23 protein-coding genes are annotated in these 21,670 nt (G+C 39.9%); 13 read left to right on the top strand and 10 right to left on the bottom strand.

Annotated features, from left to right (window positions below):
- Positions 1-67 precede the first annotated feature (67 nt).
- The 6 genes from E7C97_RS01415 to E7C97_RS01390 form a co-directional block, all read right to left on the bottom strand.
- On the bottom strand, positions 68-979 hold the full coding sequence (locus E7C97_RS01415; protein ID WP_316107823.1) for a DUF4097 family beta strand repeat-containing protein: 912 nt from the start codon (positions 977-979) through the stop codon (positions 68-70).
- A complete protein-coding gene (locus tag E7C97_RS01410; RefSeq protein ID WP_316107822.1) occupies positions 972-1,565 on the bottom strand; it encodes an HAAS signaling domain-containing protein in 594 nt (197 codons plus the stop codon). The genes E7C97_RS01415 and E7C97_RS01410 overlap by 8 nt, the downstream gene beginning before the upstream one ends.
- Entirely contained in the window at positions 1,552-1,878 is a 327-nt protein-coding gene (locus E7C97_RS01405) for a PadR family transcriptional regulator (protein WP_000273853.1), read from the bottom strand. The genes E7C97_RS01410 and E7C97_RS01405 overlap by 14 nt, the downstream gene beginning before the upstream one ends.
- 172 nt (positions 1,879-2,050) lie before the next feature.
- Positions 2,051-2,476: a hypothetical protein gene (locus E7C97_RS01400; protein ID WP_316107820.1), complete on the bottom strand. Its 426-nt coding sequence runs from the start codon at positions 2,474-2,476 to the stop codon at positions 2,051-2,053.
- 41 nt (positions 2,477-2,517) lie between these two features.
- A complete protein-coding gene (locus tag E7C97_RS01395) occupies positions 2,518-4,014 on the bottom strand; it encodes a gliding motility protein (protein ID WP_316107818.1) in 1,497 nt (498 codons plus the stop codon).
- A gap of 586 nt (positions 4,015-4,600) precedes the next feature.
- Complete coding sequence (locus E7C97_RS01390) at positions 4,601-5,767, bottom strand: MFS transporter (RefSeq protein WP_316107817.1); 1,167 nt, start codon at positions 5,765-5,767, stop codon at positions 4,601-4,603.
- Positions 5,768-6,016: 249 nt separating this feature from the next.
- Here E7C97_RS01390 and E7C97_RS01385 point away from each other — a divergent pair, with 249 nt between their 5' ends.
- From E7C97_RS01385 to E7C97_RS01370, 4 genes are all read left to right on the top strand, one after another.
- Positions 6,017-6,817: a glycosyltransferase gene (locus E7C97_RS01385; protein WP_398581084.1), complete on the top strand. Its 801-nt coding sequence runs from the start codon at positions 6,017-6,019 to the stop codon at positions 6,815-6,817.
- A 70-nt stretch (positions 6,818-6,887) separates the two neighbouring features.
- On the top strand, positions 6,888-8,738 hold the full coding sequence (locus E7C97_RS01380) for a nucleoside-diphosphate sugar epimerase/dehydratase (protein WP_316107814.1): 1,851 nt from the start codon (positions 6,888-6,890) through the stop codon (positions 8,736-8,738).
- Between the two features lie 263 nt (positions 8,739-9,001).
- Positions 9,002-9,427 (top strand): DUF805 domain-containing protein, encoded by a 426-nt coding sequence (locus E7C97_RS01375; protein WP_316107812.1) that lies wholly within the window; start codon positions 9,002-9,004, stop codon positions 9,425-9,427.
- Between the two features lie 150 nt (positions 9,428-9,577).
- Entirely contained in the window at positions 9,578-9,994 is a 417-nt protein-coding gene (locus tag E7C97_RS01370) for a DUF805 domain-containing protein (protein WP_398581081.1), read from the top strand.
- 86 nt (positions 9,995-10,080) lie between these two features.
- Here the strand turns inward: E7C97_RS01370 and E7C97_RS01365 are convergent, their stop codons facing one another.
- The 3 genes from E7C97_RS01365 to sdaAB are packed head-to-tail and all read right to left on the bottom strand — an operon-like array spanning position 10,081 to position 12,298.
- Positions 10,081-10,722 (bottom strand): HAD hydrolase-like protein, encoded by a 642-nt coding sequence (locus tag E7C97_RS01365; protein WP_316107810.1) that lies wholly within the window; start codon positions 10,720-10,722, stop codon positions 10,081-10,083.
- A 23-nt stretch (positions 10,723-10,745) separates the two neighbouring features.
- Positions 10,746-11,618 carry an L-serine ammonia-lyase, iron-sulfur-dependent, subunit alpha gene (sdaAA, locus tag E7C97_RS01360; RefSeq protein WP_316107808.1) on the bottom strand — a complete coding sequence of 291 codons (873 nt, stop codon included), beginning with the start codon at positions 11,616-11,618 and terminating at the stop codon, positions 10,746-10,748.
- Between the two features lie 8 nt (positions 11,619-11,626).
- Positions 11,627-12,298 carry an L-serine ammonia-lyase, iron-sulfur-dependent subunit beta gene (sdaAB, locus tag E7C97_RS01355; RefSeq protein ID WP_001191178.1) on the bottom strand — a complete coding sequence of 224 codons (672 nt, stop codon included), beginning with the start codon at positions 12,296-12,298 and terminating at the stop codon, positions 11,627-11,629.
- A 241-nt stretch (positions 12,299-12,539) separates the two neighbouring features.
- Here sdaAB and E7C97_RS01350 point away from each other — a divergent pair, with 241 nt between their 5' ends.
- On the top strand, positions 12,540-13,157 hold the full coding sequence (locus E7C97_RS01350) for a LysM peptidoglycan-binding domain-containing protein (protein ID WP_316107806.1): 618 nt from the start codon (positions 12,540-12,542) through the stop codon (positions 13,155-13,157).
- Positions 13,158-13,208: 51 nt separating this feature from the next.
- Here E7C97_RS01350 and E7C97_RS01345 read toward each other — a convergent pair whose 3' ends face one another.
- The gene (locus E7C97_RS01345) at positions 13,209-14,072 is read right to left on the bottom strand and encodes a helix-turn-helix transcriptional regulator (protein WP_316107804.1); all 864 of its coding nucleotides are present in this window, start codon (positions 14,070-14,072) and stop codon (positions 13,209-13,211) included.
- A gap of 562 nt (positions 14,073-14,634) precedes the next feature.
- Here E7C97_RS01345 and E7C97_RS01340 point away from each other — a divergent pair.
- From E7C97_RS01340 to E7C97_RS01305, 8 genes are all read left to right on the top strand, one after another.
- Positions 14,635-14,850, top strand: a complete 216-nt coding sequence (locus E7C97_RS01340; protein WP_316107857.1) for a hypothetical protein — start codon at positions 14,635-14,637, stop codon at positions 14,848-14,850.
- A 156-nt stretch (positions 14,851-15,006) separates the two neighbouring features.
- A complete protein-coding gene (gene mnmA / locus E7C97_RS01335) occupies positions 15,007-16,128 on the top strand; it encodes a tRNA 2-thiouridine(34) synthase MnmA (protein ID WP_301393363.1) in 1,122 nt (373 codons plus the stop codon).
- Positions 16,129-16,147: 19 nt separating this feature from the next.
- Entirely contained in the window at positions 16,148-16,759 is a 612-nt protein-coding gene (locus E7C97_RS01330) for a MarC family protein (protein ID WP_049526536.1), read from the top strand.
- Positions 16,760-16,908: 149 nt separating this feature from the next.
- Complete coding sequence (locus E7C97_RS01325; RefSeq protein WP_316107799.1) at positions 16,909-17,364, top strand: NUDIX hydrolase; 456 nt, start codon at positions 16,909-16,911, stop codon at positions 17,362-17,364.
- Positions 17,365-17,372: 8 nt separating this feature from the next.
- On the top strand, positions 17,373-17,804 hold the full coding sequence (locus E7C97_RS01320; protein ID WP_316107798.1) for an NUDIX hydrolase: 432 nt from the start codon (positions 17,373-17,375) through the stop codon (positions 17,802-17,804).
- Positions 17,794-19,710 carry a tRNA uridine-5-carboxymethylaminomethyl(34) synthesis enzyme MnmG gene (mnmG, locus tag E7C97_RS01315; RefSeq protein ID WP_316107797.1) on the top strand — a complete coding sequence of 639 codons (1,917 nt, stop codon included), beginning with the start codon at positions 17,794-17,796 and terminating at the stop codon, positions 19,708-19,710. The genes E7C97_RS01320 and mnmG overlap by 11 nt, the downstream gene beginning before the upstream one ends.
- A gap of 90 nt (positions 19,711-19,800) precedes the next feature.
- Complete coding sequence (locus E7C97_RS01310; protein ID WP_316107796.1) at positions 19,801-19,935, top strand: hypothetical protein; 135 nt, start codon at positions 19,801-19,803, stop codon at positions 19,933-19,935.
- 44 nt (positions 19,936-19,979) lie between these two features.
- The gene (locus tag E7C97_RS01305; protein WP_316107795.1) at positions 19,980-21,533 is read left to right on the top strand and encodes a damage-inducible protein CinA; all 1,554 of its coding nucleotides are present in this window, start codon (positions 19,980-19,982) and stop codon (positions 21,531-21,533) included.
- Positions 21,534-21,670 lie beyond the last annotated feature (137 nt).

Here is a 21,670-nt window from a genome sequence, read left to right as displayed (position 1 = left end):
TGATTAATTTTTGAGTAGTAACTACCAGTTATTTTTATTTATACTTTCTATAAGTAGGTATGCGATCTCATTTTGGGAAATAGATACGTTGATTCGCTTTTGCGACGAGGAGATCTTGCGTATCTTTTTTTTCTGTTTTGTATGGGTTAGCTAAAGTTTCACCTTTACTACCTCCCTTAGGGCTGTCATGTCCGTCTCGGTGCCAACGATAGATTTCACCATGTTCAGCAGAAAAATCTACATTGATTCGGTCAAGTTCCTTTTGGGATAACTCGAGCGAGATAGTTGTTTTGGCCTCGAATTCCACCCTACCATGTACTTGGATATCGTCTGCCATGATATGTTCATGCTCTGCTTGGATGCGGCTATCTGTTAGACTGGTTTCAAATACATTGACAATTCCAACTGTGGTTAGTTGGCTATTTTTAATCTCGCTATCAGTGATACGAAGGAGATATCCATTTGACAGAATCTTGGCATTGCTGAGTTTTGCATTAGCAATTGAAAGGATACGATGGTCTACCTGGGCAGTTAGATTTTTTAAGTCTTTTCCTCTTGGTAATGAGAGAACAACTTCATCATTGCGGCTAGAAATTCCGCTTGCGATAAAGAGAATACCTTCGATACTAGAACCTATAGAGCGACGTGTAGTTGACTTGGTGTCAGTTATTTCAAGACTTTTCTCTTTGATAGAGTGTTGAAGATTTTCTTTTTCAGAGATGGTTGGATGATACTGGATGTGAATCTTATCATCGCTTGACTCCGTAATGACGAGCGAATGTTCTGTTAGTGAAATGTTTAGATTTTCAATATCTTGATCAAAAACGAGTTCTTCCATTCGACTTTCAAATACTGGATTTTGAGACATTGCAAGGAGGCTTCTGACACCATCTGTTTGGATGCCGATGATCATCATGGAAAAACCAATGATACTAGTAACAACACCAAAGATAAGAAATCCTTTTGTCCATTTACGCATGTCTTTCACCTCTCTTTCCTCTATTAAGAATCCATTGGATAAGTCGAAGGACTAGTAATCCAAAGAATCTGGTCACGTAAGAAGTTGCTAGCAAGACTAGAGACGAAGCTCCGATCGCTAATAAACCTCCACCAAAAATCAGAATAAAAGCAGATGTCGATTCAGCCAGAACGTAGAAGCTTTCAAATAGGAGAACGCCTCCTAGGATTAGTCCAGCTACTGATACAGCAAAGAAGGCAATAAGTACGCTGACAGCGGCGATAAAAATGCCGATGATAGCCATGAGAAGAGCAATTCCGACTGGAATTCCGATAGGAGCTGCAAGAAGGGCTAGAAGAGCGATGCGTAAAATATAGCGGTCGTTCTTGCTGGAATTTTCTTCGTTGATTTTCTTATCAAGAAGTGTAGTCAGGACATCATGGGCAGCTTCTTTTGGACTTCCTAGGCTAGCGATAAGCTCCTCCTCACCTTCTGGCCCAGCATCATCAAAGAGTTCTTTGAAGTAGTCCATGGCTTCGATACGATCAGATTGAGGCAGCTTCATCAGATAGGCTTCAAGCTGATTCAAATATTCAGTTCTTGTCATGGCGAATGCTCCCTTCTATGATGCCGTTGATCGTGTCAGTGTAGAGTGTCCATTCTTCTCGAAGGACAAAGAGTTGCTCCTCTCCGATTTCTGTCAAAGAGTAGTATTTGCGCATCCGACCTTGGTATTCGCGAGAGTATGTAGTCAGATAGCGGTTGGTATCCAGTTTTTTCAAGATGGGGTAGAGGGTGGATTCCTTGATTTTGGCAATGAGTTTAATGGTTTGGCTAATCTCATAACCATAGGAATCCCCTTGTTCTAGGATGGCCAGGATGAGAAATTCAATCAAGGCCGATGATGTTGGAAAATACATGGGGCACCTCCTTTTTTAGTATGTAAAAATTTTATATATAATTATTCTACACATACATCATACATCTAAATGTAAGCCTTGTCAAGCAATATGTGTAAAATTTTTATATATAAAAATCTCCTAGTAAAAACTAGAAGATTGGAGGCTGTTTTGCATTACTTTGAGGCAATGCTTATCTGCAATCCTCATCATAAATGGGCGGAAGATAAAAATACTTGTCTTCAATCTTGATTTTGGCACAGAGGATGCCGTTTTGATAGACATATCCGTTAAATGGAGGATAGCTATCCAAGTTTTCTAGGATATTCTCAGGCAAAGATCTGAAATTGTAATCCCTCAGAGCCCCAGAACCAATCAATCTTTCAGTCCGATAAGCCTTGATTTCTTTTTCATATTTTTTGAGAAATGTTTCTCGTTTGCTTTCAAAGAGAGCCAAATCTCCGTCATCTAACTCGTAATAGCGTTCGTAACCAGCAACCCAAGAAATATAAACACACAGTAAAGATTTTTCTATCTCAGGAGAGTAGCCAATTGTAAAGTAATTTTCTTTGTCGACCTGCCGATTTTCTACTGTGATAGTCTGTATAAAGTTAGTCATGATAATCTCCGTTTCAGGAATGAACTAGAAAGGCTTCTCATTTAAAAATCCTTTAGCTCATCAAATATTTCTATAAATTTTTCTTTGTCCATCCCTAAATCTTCAGGTAGTAAATCTAAGATCTCAACTAGGGCACTATAGATATCCTCTCTCTCGATTGTTTCAATAAAACAGTTACGCTTGTCCATTTTATTGAAACCTTGAGTATATTCTCTTATGAGAACTTCTACGTTTGTCGTAGTGTTCTCATTGGGGTTTTCTAGAAGCTTTATAAGGCTTGCTCTAGTCTTTCTATATAGAGAGGCTGCTTTTTTTGCGTTTGCGCTTGAAATATTCTCTTGTCCATCCCATGAGCGAAATGGATTGTCTAGGTTTTGGGCTAGCCATTCAGCTTTCCTCGGTTTTGTTATCCAAAGATTCAGTCCCTTGTCTTGCTGTTTTTTATAATATTTTTTGGCTACTTTAGCGGCATCTTCTGGTAAGCTGCTCATCCAAAACATGCTTAATTGAGGTAAATCTTCTGGTTTTGGGATATCCTCTGCAGTAAAGCCAAACAAATCAACGGTTGAAAAATTGATTAACTCTTTTAACTCTGATAATTTATGGAAATTAAGAATATTACCAGGTTTCCCCCACAATCTCAATTCTCTAATCTTTGGATAGTTATTCAAGACTTGTGCAAAGTCTATTTCGAGGATGTTTGAACAATGGATAGCTCCTAAATCTTTTAATCCCAGCACCTTGGGTAGAGAGTTATCAAGGTGTAATCGTAAGCTGGCTCCATGGTCTTTTACAAGTATCTGACAATTGTCTCTCATGTCTCCTAATAAGAATAGTTCCTCTAAATCATCGTTCAATCTAAGTTCCTCTACACCTGTCAAATCAATGGAAAGTCGATGTATGGATGTCTTAGAAAAATCCAGTTTTGTTTGTCCATAATTTTCAAGAACTAGTTCTGTAATAAAAGGAGTCGATTGCAAATACTCATATATATTTTTGTGCCATTTAGTTAATGCCAACTTAGATAAACAAGGAAAGACTTTTAATTCTAATGCGTCTTCAAAAGGCGTCCACTCGTCATTGATATTGTGTTTAGAAATACGATACTCATTTCCTGCAAATGAAACCTTTTCCTTGCTTTTATCTGCTTTCTTAAACAAATCTCTTTTTTCTTTTGGTATTTCTTGCCATTTCAGTTGCCTATAAATATCGTAACCATTCCCCCAAAACATAGCATATGTGTTTGTGCTTTCGGTTGTTAATGGTGTTGTATTCCCAATAAAAATATAATTTGACGGCACATGAATATCAACATTACTCAGATGCAAGCCTCTATCCCAGTACATAAAATCAATGTACAGTGGCTTTAAGAAAGATATTTCTTCTTCTGTAAGAGGTTCCTCTCCTGACCAGTCTAATGACAGTAGGACAGCCTGAGTTTTTTTCTCCCCCTCTTCGATCTTGGTTATCTGGCAAGCTATGTATTTTTTTAGATGGGTATTGTAAACACAATAGACGTCCCCTGCTTTTGCTAGCATATAAATTTCTCCTTAAATGTTACTACATTTTCAATAGTCTTTTTAGACTTTTAAACAAATACTTGTTTGTAATTGAGTTAAAACAAGTAAAGTTCTTTAAGGTTTTATTTTAGATAGATTTCTGGTTTCTCAATGACTGAGCCGTCCTTCAATTTTGGGAATTGAAGGATTTTATGATGCAAAAGGTTAACCTCCTTGGAAGGTTTGATTGTTAGATATTCTAGCTTTATCAGATTAATGATTGAAGTTGCATCCTTACTTTTTAGGATACCAGTAAAAAAGTTGAAATAGCGTAACTATGGTATATCATTTAAAAAGTTAGAGGAATCTACATGGATGTTTTTAGGGGAAAAACAATCCCCTTCAATTGAGAGAGTTTCGACTTCTTTGAGAGATAAATTGTATAGTTGTTTCCATCATGGTCTTCTTTATCAAATTTAAACGATAAATCTTCCTAGGTATATTATAGCATGTTTTAGCTTAACGAAAGTCTTGTGAGGAGGCCTTTCAAACCTTTTTAAAAGAAAAAAGCCAGACAGATGTCTAGCTTGAAAAGTGAGTTTATTGTAGTAAATTCTAAAATTTTTTAGAGGATTTTATCAGCTCGATCCACCATAAAGAGGGCGATTGTCATGATGATATCAATTACTAGAAGAATCAGTACTGCTGGAACCCAAGACTGGAACATGTTAAAACTGTAACCAAAGAGAGTTGGTCCAAAGGCCGCTAGAATGTAACCACCGGTCTGGGCAAGTCCAGATAATTGGGCCGTCTTTTCAGGCGAGCTTGTTTTAATAGAGAAACAAACCATGAGGTAAGGGAAGAGAGCACTACAAGCAGTGCCAATCAAGAGGTGAGCCATCAGCCAATAAAAGAAATTACTACTTGGGTATAAAAGCATGGCAATTCCTAACATACCAGCCAGAGAGATGACTGTTAACATGATTTGACGGTGACGATTAGACAGACGCGTCGTTAAACTTGGAATGGTCATGGAGAAGGGAATGCTAATTAGAGAAAAGATAGAAGCCAGAAGTCCGGCATCTGTATGAGATAGTCCGGCACTGATGGCCATGGTTGGTAGCCAGGTCATGCAAGTATAGAAGAGCAGGGACTGAAGTCCACCGAAAATAATGATAGCCCAAACCTGCTTGTTTTTTAGAATGTTCTCTTTCTTTTGTTTTTTCTCTTGTCCTTCTAGGAAATGATTGTGGCCATGGTTGGGGAACCAGACCAATAAGGTTAGCAGGCAGACCATGGACAGGCAGAGAATCAGCCCCTTCCAAGATGTTGCCTGAGTAATGGGTACAGAGAGGTAGGAAGCTAGTGCTGTCGCGATTCCCATAGTCGTAACATAAACCGTTGTCAGGAAGCTAATCTTTTGTGGGTAGTTTGCCTGAATCATACTAGGAAGAAGTACGTTAAAAATAGCGACACTTGCTCCGATGAGTAAGGTTCCCAGATAGAGAAGGGGAAGATTGAAGATACGAATCGCTGAACCCACAGTCAAGACGAGGAGGCTGTAGGTGAAAAGATGCTCAAGTCCAATTTTTTGAGCCAAACGTGTCGCAAAAGAGGAGAAAAGGGCAAACATCAAGAGAGGAAGGCTGGTCAAAACCCCAAGCGAGCTGACCTCAACTCCTAAACCTTGAGCAATATCTCCCAAAACAGTTGGTAAGGCCGTAAAAGGAGCTCTTAAGACCGCTCCGATTAAGATAATTCCTAGAATAAAAAAGAGTGATCGTTTTTTCATGTGAACCTCAACAAACTGATTTTGATAACAGCTTATTTTAAGGCTTTTTCCAATAGATGTCAAGATGGTGTGAGAAAATCCGCTCCTTAGTTGAGCGAAATCATGGGGAAAAAAGAAGGATAGATTTACTAGTTTTTTTCTGGGATTCAAATAAAAATAGGAAAGTCTGGGAATTTGTGATAAAATAGTGAAAGAAAATATATACATTGGAGAAAAACTGTGTCTGAAAATAGGAAATTTAGCGTCTTGATGTCAGTCTATATCAAAGAAAATCCTGTCTTTTTAGAAGAGGCTGTAAAAAGTATCTTACATCAAACGCTCAAACCTAGTGAAGTGGTTATCGTTGAAGATGGTCCACTGACACCTGAACTATATCAAGTTTTGGAAAAATTGGAAGCACAGTCAAGCATTCCAATCAAACGCTGTCCACTGGAGCAAAACCGTGGGTTGGGCTTGGCGCTACAGTATGGTGTTTTACAGTGTCAGTATGATGTCATTGCCCGTATGGATACGGATGATATTGCTGTTGAAGATCGTTTCGAGCAACAGTTTGACTTGATGGAAACAGAAAATTTGGATCTACTTGGCGGTCATATTGCAGAATTCATCGATCAACCTGATGAAATTGTTTCTTACCGTCGTGTGCCGATTAGGCACGAAGAGATTATCGCCTACCAACGTATGAGAAGTGCCTTTAATCATATGACGGTTATGTTTAAAAAAGAGATGGTTCTTAAGGCAGGTAACTATGAAGATGGGCTCTATATGGAAGATGATTTGCTCTGGCTCAATATGATTAGTGCTGGTGCTCGGACTGGAAATGTGGATCAGATTCTTTGTAAGGTACGCGTGGGATCGGGGATGTTTGAACGTCGTGGTGGCCTTCGCTATCTCAAACTCTATCGCCAAGCACGTCAAAGAATGCATGCGCGTGGGCAGATTTCTTATGGCGAATATCTGAAAAGTGTTTTAATCCAAGTTGTCGTTGCCCTATGTCCAGGCTTTGTCCGACAGTTTATCTTTTTAAAACTATTGAGAAAAAGCAAATAACTAATCGGTTTTAGAAAAATATCTTGTAATTACTAGAAAATGTGATTTTGTGTAGGAGGATACCATTCACATGAATAAAAAAATGACAGATTATGTAATTGATCTAGTTGAAGTATTAAATAAACAACAGAAACAAGTCTTTTGGGGGATTTTTGATGCTGCCAGCATGATTTCCTCTATTATTGTTTCTTATATTTTATTTTATGGATTGATCAATCCAGCACCTGTGGACTATGTCATCTATACGAGCTTGACCTTCTTGTTCTATCAGATTATGATTGGATTTTGGGGACTCAATGCCAGCATTAGTCGCTATAGCAAAATCACAGACTTTATGAAGATATTCATCGGAGTAAGTGTCAGCAGTGTCTTGTCCTATCTCCTATGCTATGCCTTCTTGCCACTTTTCTCTGTGCGTTTCATCGTTCTCTTTATCTTGTTGACAACCTTCTTGATTCTCTTCCCTCGTATCACTTGGCAGTTGATCTATTCTAGACGTAAAAAGAGTGATGGAGAAGGGGAACATCGTCGTACCTTCTTGATTGGTGCGGGAGACGGTGGAGCTCTCTTTATGAACAGCTACCAGCATCCTACGAGTGATCTTGAGTTAGTGGGTATTTTGGACAATGATGAAAAGAAAAAAGGCCAAAAACTAGGAGGAATCCCAGTCTTAGGATCTTATGAACAGTTACCAGAACTCTCAAAACGTCATCAGATAGAGAAAGTTATCGTTGCGATTCCTTCTCTTGATCCATCCGAGTATGAGCGTATCTTGAAAATGTGTAACCAACTTGGCTTGAAGTGTTATAAGATGCCCAAGATTGAGTCGGTTGTACAAGGATTGCATCCTCAGGTAGGTGGTTTCCAAAAAATCGATATTACGGACCTTTTGGGACGTAAAGAAATTCAACTAGATGAGTCACGCCTAGGCTCAGAAATTACTGGAAAAACCATCTTAGTAACAGGTGCAGGAGGTTCTATCGGGTCTGAGATTTGCCGTCAGGTTAGTCGCTTTAATCCAGAGCGCGTGGTTCTCTTGGGTCATGGGGAAAACTCCATTTATCTGATCTATCATGAATTGATTCGTAGCTTCCAAGGAATTGACTATGTTCCTGTGATTGCAGACATCCAAGACTACGATCGCTTGCTTCAAGTATTTGAGCAGTACCAACCAGCCATTGTTTACCACGCTGCTGCCCATAAGCACGTGCCAATGATGGAACGTAATCCAAAAGAAGCCTTTAAGAATAATATTCTCGGAACTTACAATGTTGCCAAGGCAGTTGATGCTGCTAAGGTACCGAAGATGGTCATGATTTCGACAGATAAGGCTGTTAATCCACCAAACGTAATGGGAGCTACCAAACGTGTGGCAGAGTTGATTGTTACAGGATTTAACCAACGTAGCCAGTCTACCTATTGTGCGGTTCGTTTTGGGAATGTTCTTGGTAGCCGTGGTAGTGTGATTCCAGTCTTTGAACGTCAGATTGCAGAGGGTGGTCCAGTGACTGTGACAGACTTCCGTATGACTCGTTACTTTATGACCATTCCAGAAGCTAGCCGTTTGGTGATCCATGCAGGAGCTTATGCTAAAGATGGAGAAGTCTTTATTCTTGATATGGGCAAACCAGTTAAGATTTATGATTTGGCCAAGAAAATGGTTCTTCTCAGCGGACGTACTGAAAATGAAATTCCGATTGTAGAAGTGGGGATTCGTCCAGGTGAGAAACTCTATGAGGAGTTGTTGGTATCTACTGAATTAGTTGATAATCAAGTCATGGATAAGATTTTTGTTGGTAAGGTTAATGTCATGCCACTTGAAGTTATCAATCAAAAGATTGAAGAATTCCGTGCCTTGCAAGGTTCAGAGTTGAAGCAAGCTATTATCGGTTTTGCTAACGAAACAACTCACATTCATTAAAAAAGTAAAAAGGTATGATTCCTAGCTTCATGTTAGAGGTGAGTGGAATTATACCTTTTCTTGATAACTGCTACTCCTTTACCAATTTTTTGGACAAACTTGTCATTGTTGAACATTTATGGTAAACTAAATTTATACTATTTGAAAATCAAAGTAAATAAGGTCTGTGTCGTTTTACTATACTTAGATATGGTTTATAACTGACTTTCTGATTTGCTTTTCAATTTTCATGGAGTATGAATTAAAAAATTTGGGAGTAACTTATGATTAACGCATATAAGAATTTCTTTAAAGGTTATGTAGATTTTACAGGTCGTTCAAAACGCTCAGAGTATTGGTGGATTTGGTTAACAAACATGATCCTCCTTGTCCCTTTTTACTCAGCATATTTTAAGGCACTAGCAAATCCAAGAAATGAGACTGCTCTTATGGCTTTGGGTGGAATTGCTATTATCTATATGATTTTCGGGCTAGCCTTAATGTTACCTATGTTAGCTTTGACAGTTCGTCGTCTACGTGATGCTGGTTTCCACTGGGCTCTAATCTTTGTCATTTTTATTCCTATGGTTGGACCTCTTGCCCTTTTAGCTTTGTTAGCTATGCCAACGAAACAAGTAGAAGTAGTAACAATCAATGAAACTGAAGAAATTGTAGAAGTTTCACCATTCGAAGAATCAGACAAAAACTAAGAAGTTCAGGTTTTACAATTGAATCTGTTTTAGAGTTTTCTCTATATTGTTAAGCGAATATCTAACACTCCCATATCTAAAAATAGATTTGGGAGTGTTTTAAAACTATGTACGCTTTATAGCATATTGTTTTTAAAAAGGAGAAATATCTTGTTTAGGGCTTATATAAATTTTTTAAAAGGTTATGTAGATTTTGTAGGACGCTCAACACGTCCTGACTTCTGGTGGGTTTGGTTGATGAATCATATCTTGTTTCTACCTCTGTATATCCTTATCTTCAATAAAGAGATAAACCAGGGTCCTTCTCTGAACTTTACTTTAGTTATCCTGATATGCATGGTTTATGCCATTTTAGCTCTACTCCTTTTGTTGCCCACTTTAGCGTTAAAGATTCGCCGTTTGCGTGATGGAGGTTTCCACTGGGCCTTTATCTTCCTTCACTTTGTTCCAATGGTCGGGCGTCTTGCGCTATTAGTTCTGCTAGCTATGCCAAGTAAGGAAGTAGAGATAGTAACAATCAATAGATCTAAAGAAGTTGAAAGCGAAGAAGCTTCGCCTTTTGAATAATTGGATGAGTACGGGGAATGTCATTCTCCTCATTAAGATCAGACAAAAAGCTCCCAAACCTAACTTTTAGGCTGGGAGTCTTTTGTTTAACGTTTTAATTGTAGATGGTGTAAAATGTCTGTTGGGTGGTGAGCAATCCAGTCAGGATTATAGCCCATGAGGTCTTTCTCCTCCCCGAATCCCCAGGTTACCGCTAGTTTTTTAATGCCAGTTTCTTGGGCACCAATCATATCAAACTTGGTATCTCCGATAATAACAACCGTTTCGGGCGCTAGATGATGAGTTTCCAGAGCTTGACGAATGACGTCAGCCTTGTGTAGGGCCTGAGGGCTTGAACCATAAATGCCATCAAAAAAGTGGTCAATCTCAAAATTGCTAGTCATGTCAACTGCGGTTGGTGTATTCTTCGTAGTAGTGATATAAAGAGGATAATGCTCAGCTAGTTCTACGAGTAAATCTTTGATATGTGGAAAGAGTTGGGCTTCGTACACACCTTTTTCCTTATAATAAGAACGATAGAGCTGGATGGCTTCCTCTATCTGCTCAGCTGGTAAACAACTAGCAAAGCTGGTTTCTAGTGGGGGCCCCATAAAACCTCGAATGGTTTTGGCACCAGGACTAGAAACTCCAAGTTGGTCAAAGGTATAGGTGAAACCATTGTGAATTCCGATAGAACTATCCACAAGTGTTCCATCTAAATCGAAAAAAATAGCGGAAATTGATGACATATACTCTCCTAGTTATTTTGAAATTATTCGCCGAAGATTTCTTTTTGAAGGCGACGACCTGTAGGTGTGGCAGCGAGCCCCCCTTCAGCAGTTTCACGAAAGGCAGTTGGTAGGCTAGATCCTACTTGATACATGGCGTCAATGACCTCATCAACTGGAATTTTGGATTCAATACCAGCTAGAGCCATATCGGCTGCGATGAAGGCGAAGCTTGCTCCCATGGCATTCCGCTTGACACAAGGAACTTCAACCAAACCGGCAACAGGGTCACAGATGAGGCCCAGCATATTTTTAATGACAAAGGCAATGGCCTGACTGGCCTGATAAGGTGTCCCACCAGCAGCTAGAGTCAAGGCGGCGGCACTCATAGCAGAGGCAGAACCGACTTCGGCCTGGCAGCCACCTTCGGCTCCCGAGATAGAAGCGTTGTTAGCAATCACGAGTCCAAAAGCACCTGCAGCGAATAAGAAGTCTAGTTGTTGTTCATGAGTTAGATTGAGTTTTTGAATAGCAGATGTGAGAACTGCGGGAAGACAACCTGCGCTACCTGCGGTCGGTGTCGCACAAACAAGACCCATCTTAGCATTGTGCTCATTAACGGCAATGGCGTTACGGGCGGCAGACAAGACAGTGAAGTCTGATAGGGTCTTTCCTTTTTTGATGTAGTGATCTAGCTTGGCAGCGTCACCACCTGTCAAGCCGCTACGAGATTTTTTTTCACTAAGACCAAGCTCAACTGAAGCTTTCATGACTTCAAGGTTGCGTTCCATGAGAAGGAGAACCTCTTCGCGTTCACGACCGGTTAGCTCAAACTCGGTTGTAATCATGAGTTCCGCAACATTGCCTTTAAAATCAAGTTCGGCTTGTTGGACTAATTCTTTGATAGAGTAAAACATATTTTCTCCTATTGAAAGAAATTGACATTATGCAAATGAGGAATTTTACGAATCTCTTCGATAGATTCATCACAGTTGCGACTATCAACTTCGATAATCATAATGGCTTTCTCCCCAGCTTTTTCTCGGGTTACATTCATCTGGGCGATATTGATGTCAAAGCGAGAGAGGGCCTCTGTTACGTGAGCGATCATACCAGGAACATCCTGATGAACGATGATAATGGTAGGAGTGTTCATGTTGAGGGATACGGCAAAGCCATTGAGCTCTGTCACCTGGATGTTACCACCGCCGATTGAAATTCCTGTCACACTGATGGTCTTGTGCTCATTCTTAACAGTGATTTTCGTAGTATTTGGGTGAGGGGCGTTACTGTCTTTCTGGATAGTCCAGACAATTTTGATGCCACGCTTGTGGGCAATTTCTAAACTATTTGGAATTTCTGGATCATCTGTGTCCATTCCCAAGATTCCAGCGACAAGGGCTAGGTCAGTTCCGTGCCCGCGATAGGTTTTTGCAAAAGAATTAAAAAGCTGGAACTCGACCTCGGTTGGAGTATCGTCAAAGATAGAAGAGACGATTTTACCGATACGAACAGCTCCTGCCGTGTGACTACTAGATGGGCCAATCATGACTGGCCCAATGATATCAAAGACAGATTGAAAACGAAGTGATTGCATCTGTTTCCCCTTAAAAAGATTCTTAACTCTATTATATCAAAGATTAGATGCAAGCGCTCAATTCCATGATAAAATATCTAAAATCCCCATAAAGCCTATAAAATCAGGCCTTTTGTAACAAAAAGAGGCTGTTTAAGCGAAATAAAACATAGTCTTGTAACATTTCTACATAAAACCGTCAAGAAACAGTAATAATAGTAGGGTATGATGGAAATATAAGAAAGAAGGAGAATCTTTTAATATGAAATCAACAACTAACAAAATTAAAACAGGACTTGTAGGAGTAGCAGCAGCGCTTGCTTTCCTTGCACCATCACTTACTTTTGCACAAGAAACAACAACTTACACAGTAAAATCAGGTGACACTCTATCAGGAATCGCTGAAAAATACAATACAACTGTTGAAAAATTGGCAGAAAAAAATAAGATTAAAGATATTCATTTGATCTATGTAGACCAAGTATTGGTTATTGATGGTGAAGCACCAACTACTTCAGCTGCGACAGCAGAAGCTCCAGTAGCAGCACCTGCGGCTACTGAAACAACAACTTATGAAGCACCAGCAGCAAGTGTAACTGTAGCAGAAGAAACTGTTGCTACAACAGAAACTTCAGCATCAGCTTCAACTGTAAGCGGATCTGAAGCAGAAGCTAAAGAATGGATCGCTCAAAAAGAATCAGGCGGTAGCTACACAGCTACAAACGGACGTTACATCGGACGTTACCAATTGACAGATTCATACTTGAACGGTGACTATTCAGCAGAAAACCAAGAACGTGTAGCAGACGCTTACGTTGCAGGACGTTACGGTTCATGGACTGCAGCTAAGAACTTCTGGCTTAACAACGGTTGGTACTAAGAACTAACTAGCAGAATAAGATGCAAAAGTCGAGGGATTTCCTCGACTTTTTTATATTTCCTTTGCTTGATAACAGGTCTCTACTTCCTTTTTGAGGTGAGATAGCATTGAGGTTTCATCAGTTAACTCCAGAAGGGAGAAGCCCTTTTGAATAAGATGATTATTACTAGTGCAAATACCTATTCGAACATAAGTGATTGCCAAAATATCGTATCTTTTCTTTTTCTTGGCATCCTCTAGTAAGGTGTAGCAGATTTGTTGACAGGTATTTTTATCTTGATTGTACAAGTAGATGGTGGACAGATTGAGTAGGATTGTCATTCGTAATTCATATAAATGTCGATAGTTTTTATATTCTTCCAAGCGCTGCAAGATTTGTTCAGTGATGAGGTGGAGGTGTTCGATGGGAAAGCTAAAAAGTATGGTGTTGAGGATTTTTAGGTCGCTTTCATACCATGTATCTTGTTTTTCAATTTTTTCCCAAAGCTTTTTGACCGTTTGTTCCACTTGGATTGAAAGTTGTCCTGTTCCATGTTGACGGATATAAATGACAACTTCCAGCATATCTCTGATTTCCTCTATAGGGAGATCGTGATGGATCTTGAGATAGTCTTGGCATGTTTCAAATAAATTGACTAGACTACTGGTACCAAAGATGGAACTCGTATTGAGATAGGTTTGCATGATTTCTGCGCGTTGGCTCGGCTGATAGAGATGGCAGATGTATTCAAACTCTTCAAAACTCATATTGATTTGACGGAGAAGAAACTCCATATTTTCATATTTGGGAGTTGCCTTGCCACTTTCAAACTTGGAAAGGCTGGTTCTTGAAAGGACATTTCCACAGACCTCTTCTTGGGTCAATCCTTTTGACTCACGGATGTCTTTATATACTTTCCCGAAATCATAGCGCATGATTTTCTCCTCTTCGTGAAAAAAGTTAACAATAAATTGAATTCTATTAAACATATTGTATCATAAGAATATAGAAAATAAAGTGGATATCATGAGAAGAAAATAAGAAAGGTGATTTTATCTATAGTAGGTAGAATCTAAAAAATAAATTATGACTCATTTAAAATTTTATATCAAATCCGTTCTTTGTTCATTGGTATTGTTTATCCTTTTAATTCTTTTTATTAAAAATATATACTACCCTACTTTAAAGATAACTATTGAAGTTATTCTGTCGTTTTCGATAGGTAGTCTTTGTTATGCCATTTTTTGTAAAACAAATCGTGCTGCTTTTCTGCCAATTTCGGTTGTTTTATTTTTGCTGACTCTCTATTTGCTGGGAGGATAGTGTTTTAGCAGGAACTTTGTCAGTTTGCATTTTTCGCTTGGAGAAATTCTGCCCATTGAAATTTTAATGGCTTTAAGCGGAGTAAATTTGCTATCAAGATTTTTCAAAAAAAAGAGAAGTCAATTGATTTGCTTGTGGATTATAAAGATAGAAGGTAAAATTGGGATAGTTGAAATGAAACATTTTTTTGCAGGAATTGGTGAAATACATTGTTTGTTATTTTTATTATATCTAAGCATGTCCACTAGTCCAATTATTGGACTAGTGATTGGACATACTGAAATAAATCCAATAAATTCTATTATTATAGCTCTTAGTACGATATGGGCATTAATTTTGATATTATCAAGGGTGTATAGAAAATATTTTTATAGAGACGATGATGACTAAAGTTTTTATCAATAAAACCAGAGGTTGGAAGATTATCAGCCTCTTTCTTGTCTTCTCTAAGCAAGCATGTTATAATGAAAACTGCTCAAACGACCTTCAATCGTGAAGCACACACGACCTTCAATCGTGAATAAACGAATAGATGGGAGACTTACCATGAGTGATAACTCTAAAACACGTGTTGTCGTGGGGATGAGTGGTGGTGTCGATTCGTCGGTGACGGCTCTTCTTCTCAAGGAGCAGGGCTACGATGTAATCGGTATCTTCATGAAGAACTGGGATGACACAGATGAAAACGGCGTCTGTACGGCGACCGAAGATTACAAGGATGTGGCTGCAGTAGCAGATCAGATCGGCATTCCCTACTACTCTGTAAATTTTGAAAAAGAGTACTGGGACCGCGTTTTTGAGTATTTCCTAGCGGAATACCGTGCAGGACGCACGCCAAATCCAGACGTTATGTGTAACAAGGAAATCAAGTTCAAGGCCTTTTTGGACTATGCCATGACCTTGGGAGCAGACTATGTAGCGACTGGGCACTATGCCCGTGTGACGCGTGATGAGGATGGCATCGTTCACATGCTTCGTGGCGTGGACAATGGCAAGGATCAGACCTATTTCCTCAGCCAACTTTCACAAGAACAACTCCAAAAGACCATGTTCCCTTTGGGACATTTGGAAAAACCTGAAGTTCGCAGACTAGCAGAAGAAGCAGGCCTTGCGACTGCTAAGAAGAAAGACTCAACAGGGATTTGCTTTATCGGAGAAAAGAACTTTAAAGAATTTCTCAGTAACTACTTACCAGCTCAGCCTGGTCGCATGATGACTGTGGATGGTCGCGATATGGGTGAGCATGCTGGTCTGATGTACTATACGATCGGTCAGCGTGGGGGACTCGGTATCGGTGGGCAACACGGTGGTGATAATGCTCCTTGGTTTGTTGTCGGCAAAGATTTGAGCCAGAACATTCTCTATGTAGGCCAAGGCTTCTACCATGATTCGCTCATGTCGACTAGCTTAGAAGCCAGTCAGGTCCACTTTACTCGTGATATGCCAGAGGAATTTACGCTAGAATGCACGGCTAAATTCCGCTATCGTCAGCCTGATTCTAAGGTGACCGTCCATGTCAAAGGAGATAAGGCTGAAGTCATCTTTGCAGAACCTCAGCGTGCCATTACACCAGGACAGGCAGTTGTCTTTTACGACGGTGAAGAGTGTCTCGGTGGCGGTTTGATTGACAATGCCTACCGCGATGGCAAGGTTTGTCAGTATGTCTAACTGGAGTTAAGTAAAAACGATGAGTTCTCAATTTTTTTATGCATTTATGGCATTTTTCGCTATAATGAACCCAATTTCAAATCTTCCTGCTTACATGGCTTTAGTAGCAGATGATAGTCAAAAAATTTCACGAAAAATTGCTTTTAGGAGTCTTTTGATTGCCTTTGTTATTGTAACTGTTTTTATCTTTTCAGGAGATTTCATTTTTAAAGTATTTGGAATTACAATTGTTTCTTTCAGAATTGCTGGTGGAATATTAGTGGCCGTTATCGGTTATCATATGATTAATGGTAATCATTCACCCAGCTATAAAGGAATGGAGCAGCAAGCAGTAAATTCAGATCCAATGTCTATTGCTATTTCTCCTCTTGCAATGCCACTTTTTGCAGGACCAGGTACAATTACAACTGCTTTAAGTCTGGCTAATGGAGGTTTGCAGAATCAACTGATGACCGTAGTTGCTTTTGCTCTACTATGTGTCATCACTTATCTCCTGTTAAGAAGTGCAAAACAAATTGCAGGCTTCTTGGGAGAAAATTTGATGAAAATTATAACAAAAATGATGGGACTTTTACTATTCTCGATAGGAATACAGATGATTATCGTCAGTGTGCAGACCTTGCTCAAATAGTGATTTGCATTGACAAAACGATTTGATTTGATAAAATAACTTTAACAATAGTCATGATGGTCAAAGCTCATGGATGTTGCAGGCTTTTTTGTCCTGCACTTCTTACGAGTTTTGACTGTTTTTGTGTCGTTTAGAGGAAAGGAAAAAAGATGATTCAACAAGACTTTCGGACAAAAGTAGAAAATACGGTTTTTGGAGTTCGGGCGACAGCTTTGATTCTTCAAAATGGTAAGCTCCTAGTTACCAAAGATAAGGGCAAGTATTACACTATCGGCGGTGCGATTCAAGTCAATGAAAGAACGGAAGATTCGGTAGTCCGCGAAGTGAAGGAAGAACTGGGTGTCAAAGCTCAAGCTGGGCAACTAGCTTTTGTAGTTGAAAATCGTTTTGAACAAGACGGTGTCTATTATCACAATATCGAGTTTCATTATCTAGTGGATTTGCTTGAGGATGCTCCGTTGACCATGCAGGAAGATGAGAAGACGCAACCTTGCGAATGGATTGATTTGGATAAGCTTAAGGGGATCAATCTAGTTCCAGCCTTTTTAAAAACAGCTTTGCCAGCTTGGGACGGCCAACTAAGACACATTCATCTTGAAGAATAGGAGAGAAAATGATGGTTAAGCTTATTGCCCATGTGCTTGTTCATAGTGTTGGTGATTATTTGCTCATTCAGCGTTCGGAAATTAAAAGAGGACAACCCAACGTTTATCCAACTTACTGGGATATTCCTGGTGGTGGGGTTGAAAAGGGTGAACTTCCACGAGATGGAGCTCTTAGAGAATGTATTGAAGAAGCGGGAGTTAGGCTAGACAGCAGTTCGCTCAAACTTCTTCACGAAGATAGTCAACTGGATACCTCTAAGGATACGGTCTTTACTCGCTTAGTTTATAAAGCAGAGTGGGTTGGGGAGAAGCCAATTATCAGATTAGATCCTCAAGAGCATACGCACTTTAAATGGGTTACTATGGATCAAGCTCTAGAGGAGGAGAAGTTAGTTCCTTATTTGCGAGAAATTTTTGAAAGGTTAAGAAATGACTTATAATTTTACGGAAGAATACGATATTATTGTAATCGGTGCTGGGCATGCCGGGGTGGAAGCTTCCCTAGCTGCTAGCCGTATGGGTTGCAAGGTTCTGCTTGCGACCATCAACATTGAAATGCTGGCTTTCATGCCATGTAATCCCTCTATCGGTGGTTCTGCCAAGGGAATTGTCGTGCGTGAAGTCGACGCTCTCGGTGGCGAAATGGCCAAGACCATTGACAAGACTTACATCCAGATGAAGATGCTTAACACTGGGAAAGGTCCAGCTGTTCGTGCCCTTCGTGCGCAAGCTGATAAGGAGCTTTACTCTAAGGAAATGCGCAAGACAGTTGAAAACCAAGAAAATCTAACTCTACGTCAAACTATGATTGATGAGATTTTGGTGGAAGATGGCAAGGTTGTAGGTGTTCGTACAGCGACCCATCAAGAGTATGCTGCCAAGGCTGTTATCGTGACCACAGGGACTGCCCTCCGTGGGGAAATCATCATCGGAGATCTCAAGTACTCATCAGGACCAAACCATAGCCTAGCTTCTATTAATCTAGCTGACAATCTCAAGGAGCTTGGCCTCGAAATCGGTCGTTTCAAGACAGGAACCCCTCCACGTGTTAAGGCTTCCTCTATCAACTACGATGTGACAGAGATTCAGCCAGGAGACGAAGCGCCTAATCACTTCTCATACACTTCACGTGATGAGGACTATGTTAAAGACCAAGTACCGTGCTGGTTGACCTATACTAATGGTACCAGCCATGAGATTATCCAAAATAACCTCCACCGTGCGCCTATGTTTACAGGTGTGGTCAAGGGAGTAGGGCCTCGTTACTGTCCATCAATTGAGGACAAAATTGTGCGCTTTGCAGACAAGGAACGCCACCAACTCTTCCTTGAACCAGAAGGGCGTAATACAGAGGAAGTTTATGTCCAAGGACTTTCAACTAGCCTTCCTGAGGATGTGCAACGTGAGTTGGTACATTCTATCAAAGGTTTGGAAAATGCAGAAATGATGCGTACAGGTTATGCCATTGAGTATGATATGGTCTTACCACACCAGTTGCGTGCGACTCTGGAAACCAAGAAAATCTCAGGACTTTTCACAGCTGGTCAGACAAATGGTACATCTGGTTACGAAGAGGCAGCAGGCCAAGGGATTATCGCTGGTATCAATGCGGCTCTGAAAATCCAAGGCAAGCCTGAGTTGATTTTGAAGCGCAGTGACGGTTATATCGGGGTCATGATTGATGACTTGGTAACCAAGGGAACTATTGAACCTTACCGTCTCTTGACCAGTCGTGCTGAATATCGCCTTATTCTTCGTCATGATAATGCCGATATGCGCTTGACTGAGATGGGACGCGAGATTGGTCTTGTAGATGATGAACGTTGGGCTCGTTTTGAAATCAAGAAAAATCAATTTGACAATGAGATGGCTCGTTTAGACAGCATCAAACTCAAGCCAGTCAAGGAAACCAATGCTAAGGTTGAAGCAATGGGCTTCAAACCATTGACAGATGCAGTCACTGCCAAGGAGTTCCTCCGTCGTCCAGAAGTCTCTTACCAAGATGTGGTAGCCTTTATTGGACCTGCTGCTGAAGAGTTAGATGACAAGATTATCGAATTGATTGAAACAGAAATCAAGTACGAAGGCTACATCTCAAAAGCCATGGATCAGGTTGCCAAGATGAAACGCATGGAAGAAAAACGTATTCCAGCCAACATCGACTGGGATGACATTGACTCTATCGCGACTGAAGCTCGCCAGAAGTTCAAACTCATTAATCCAGAAACCATCGGTCAGGCTAGCCGTATCTCTGGTGTAAACCCAGCAGATATTTCTATTCTGATGGTGTACCTGGAAGGTAAAAATCGAAGCATTTCAAAAAATTTAGAAAAGAAAGCTGACTAAAGATAAAAGACTGAATTCTCTTTTAGGGAATTCAGCTTTTTTGATAGAAACATCCTCTATTTTCGAATAAAGAGAAAAGGAGGAATGATTATGCTGACGGTAGAAGAAAAAAATTTTTTAGACCACTATAAAAAAGCTTCTTATCATCGTTTTTATGAGATTGAGCGCTTCACTAGTCTCTGTCAAAAGTTAGACAAATGGCCACCACAGGCTGACAAGCTCTAGACTTTTTGATATACTAGAACAAATTAAAACATAGGAGAGAATGAATGAACGTATATGGCAGATTAGAAGAGGAACCAACTCCATCTTGGACGGGAATTCAGGATGATTTAGTTGGGAGAGAGGAGCGCTTCGAGGATGAACCAAGTTCATTTGCTCCCTTACCATTATTTAAGATCCTAATCTGGAGCACTTTAGTTGTACTTGTATCTGTAGTTCTTCCTTTCTTGCTAGGACTAACTAGCCCAGAACAGGCACAAGATTTTTATATGGGATGGGCGATGCACCAGGGGGGAGATATCTACACAGACTATTTTGGAACGAGTGGTCTTCTCTATTACTTTTTACAGTATCTAAGCAAGGGTAGTATTTTGTTTGCAGCCTTTACTTGGTTTGCTCTAGTGGGTGCTGGGATTTTTCTTTTCCGTTCAACTTATACCTTGACGGAGGAGAACAAGCAGTCGCAACAAGTGTTGACCATCTTTTATCTTCTTGCTGGAGGACTTAGCTTTGGCGGTGGTTATGCCACCATTTTGGCCCTTCCATTCCTGTTTTACGCTCTTAGTTTAGTAACAAGGTATTTGGTAGAGTATAATCATGACAAAGGTTTCGTGCGTATTGGGATTAGCCTGGCTCTAGCATTTTTCTTTGCCCCTCTAGTTACAGCTCTATATGCTCTAGTCTTATTATTTGCATTGTTAGCCTTTAATATTGGGCGTGGTCGCTTAGTTCATGGGCTCTATCAATTTTTTGCAGCTGGTCTTGGGTTCTCACTTTTCTTTTATCCAATTGGTTACTATACGGCTTATAACGGGAGTTTCGGGAATGCTATTAGTCAAATTCTCTATCCAGTAGATAGTTTGAAGTTTATGTCCAATCCGTTCTTGCTAGACAACCTCCTTTTTTATGGATTGTTAACAATTGGTCTTGGAGGATTAAGATTCGTATTTACAGGGCTTTTCCAGTCTAAGCCAAGCAAGCAATATGTCTTATCTATTTTTGCTTCAGTAGCTATCTTATCGTTACTAGGATTGGAAATTTTCTCTACAGAGCCGATTCACGGTAGTCGTCTAGCTACTTTTCTTCCTTTCTTGTCCATTCTTCTATTGACTCACATTCGAACTGGGGAATTAGAAGGAGCCAATCGCCGTAGAAGACATCGAGAAGTACCCTCAATATGGGCAATATTTCTTCAGGGTAATGTCTATTTGCCAGTGTTAGCTTTGGCCTACCTATTTTTTGCTCCTCTGGTAGCCCGTTATGTTCTTCACTCAGAACAATATCAAGAACGAACTCGTATCGAAACTACGGTTAAAGGACAAACACAGGCAACAGATCGTATTTATATATGGGATGATCTTACTAATGGTTATAAGACTAGTGAACGTTTAGCAGCTAGTCAGTTGCTATCACCAAAATTATATACTGGCCTGGATGCAAATCGTAGCAAACTTGTCAATGATTTACGTGATAATCAGCCTAAAGTGATTGTGGTCAATACTAAAACAGCTCTCTGGACGGAAGTAGAACAGCTTCTGGCAGAAAGTTATCAACCAGTTCAAAGTGAATTCAAAGACTTTAAACTTTACAAATTAAAATAAAACAATCAATATCTTGTGTAATTTTAAAAAAATTTTATTTTTTAACACAAGATATTGATTTTTCTTTTTAGAGTGGTATAATACTTTTTAGAAAGAACATTTTAGAAAAGAGCATGCATATGATTGCACTAGAAGAA

This window comes from Streptococcus sp. (genome assembly GCF_032481935.1).
Taxonomy (GTDB): domain Bacteria; phylum Bacillota; class Bacilli; order Lactobacillales; family Streptococcaceae; genus Streptococcus.
The sequence above is the reverse complement of the archived record's forward strand: the minus strand, read 5'-3'. Positions and strand labels throughout refer to the sequence as shown.